Raw genomic sequence first — 1,248 nt, forward strand, 5'->3', positions numbered from 1 at the left:
GGCCGGACGGACCACCACCTTGACCGCTCTTCGGGCGCGCGTGCAATTCGCCCGACTCACCCTTTTCGCCGCGTTTCTTGGGGTCACCCTAGCGGGTGGGTGAGACAGTTTCTGAGGCACCTGGCGTCTCAGGATGCGTTGCTGCAATTCGGATGGTCGTCGCGTGGATGACGGTGCTGTGGCTGGCTGGGACGAGCTGACACCGGAGCAGGGCGCAGTGCTGTTCAACGGCCGTCGCCGGTGATGCATTGTGCGAACCGTCGGCGCGGCCCGCCGCTGGTGGGGTGCTGCCAGTGTCGCAGTGTGTACGTCGGTCTGGCTGCCGCGTCAGCTGGATCAAGGTATAGAGCCTCTTGGTGCGACCCAGTCGATGGGTTGCCCGGTCACCGCAGCGATGTGGTCGAAGTCGGCGTCGTAGTGCAGGACGGAGGCGCCGTAGTGCTCGGCGGCGGCGGCGGTAAGCAGGTCCATCACGCCTGCGGCGCGGTGTTGACTTCGGGTCGCCATGAGGGCCTGAACCTCGCGTGCCCGAAGGGCGATCTCGTCGACGGAGGCGAGTTGGACGAGTTGACCACGAATGCGGAAGATTCCTTGATGCTCGGCGGGGGTGCGCGCCGAATAGCCCAGTTCGAGGTCAACGGTGACGAAGGTAGCCAGCGTTCCGTCCGCCGCCAGCGTTCTGAGCCGGGTCTCGGCCGCCGATGATCGACGCGCAACCGCGTACGCAGAGGTGTCGGCGAGGAACAGCGTGGTCAACGCCGGGCACCACGCATCACATCTGGGTCGGTCAGGTCGGACCCGCCGAGGAAGAACGGATCGTCAAGGACTGCGCGCGATCGTGCCTTGCGCTCAGCCACGTAGCGCAGCGCCTCGTTGACGGTGTCCTTCTTCGTCGCGGTCCCTAACTCGGATTGAGCGGCCTCAAGGAGTTCATCGTCCACGTCGATGATAGTTCTCACGACGCTGATGATATCAGCAAGCCGCTGCTGTATACATGGCTCGCCGTCGCGTGCTCAGCGCGTCGGCGCTATCCAGCGCACTGTGACTCGTGCGGGCCGCGCCGCAACGTAAGCTCGAGTCGGTCAATGCCAGCGACCCGCGTTGACGGTCGCGGCCGGCAGGGCGTGGCCAGGAATCATGATCGTGTGGTTCGCATGGTGCATCGTCCGTTCCACCGGCTTAGGCTCACCCTGCTCGCCGTCCCTTCGGGACGGCTCGCCGGGGAGCCGGCGGGATTCTCCGCGCTCG

2 protein-coding genes are annotated in these 1,248 nt (G+C 65.8%); both read right to left on the minus strand.

Annotated elements, in window-relative coordinates:
- Positions 1-336 precede the first annotated feature (336 nt).
- On the minus strand, positions 337-756 hold the full coding sequence (locus IEZ31_RS48000) for a PIN domain-containing protein (RefSeq protein WP_190256820.1): 420 nt from the start codon (positions 754-756) through the stop codon (positions 337-339).
- Complete coding sequence (locus tag IEZ31_RS48005) at positions 753-959, minus strand: type II toxin-antitoxin system VapB family antitoxin (protein WP_229836992.1); 207 nt, start codon at positions 957-959, stop codon at positions 753-755. The genes IEZ31_RS48000 and IEZ31_RS48005 overlap by 4 nt, the downstream gene beginning before the upstream one ends.
- Positions 960-1,248: the final 289 nt, after the last annotated feature.

Source organism: Dactylosporangium sucinum (assembly GCF_014647515.1).
Classification (GTDB): domain Bacteria; phylum Actinomycetota; class Actinomycetes; order Mycobacteriales; family Micromonosporaceae; genus Dactylosporangium; species Dactylosporangium sucinum.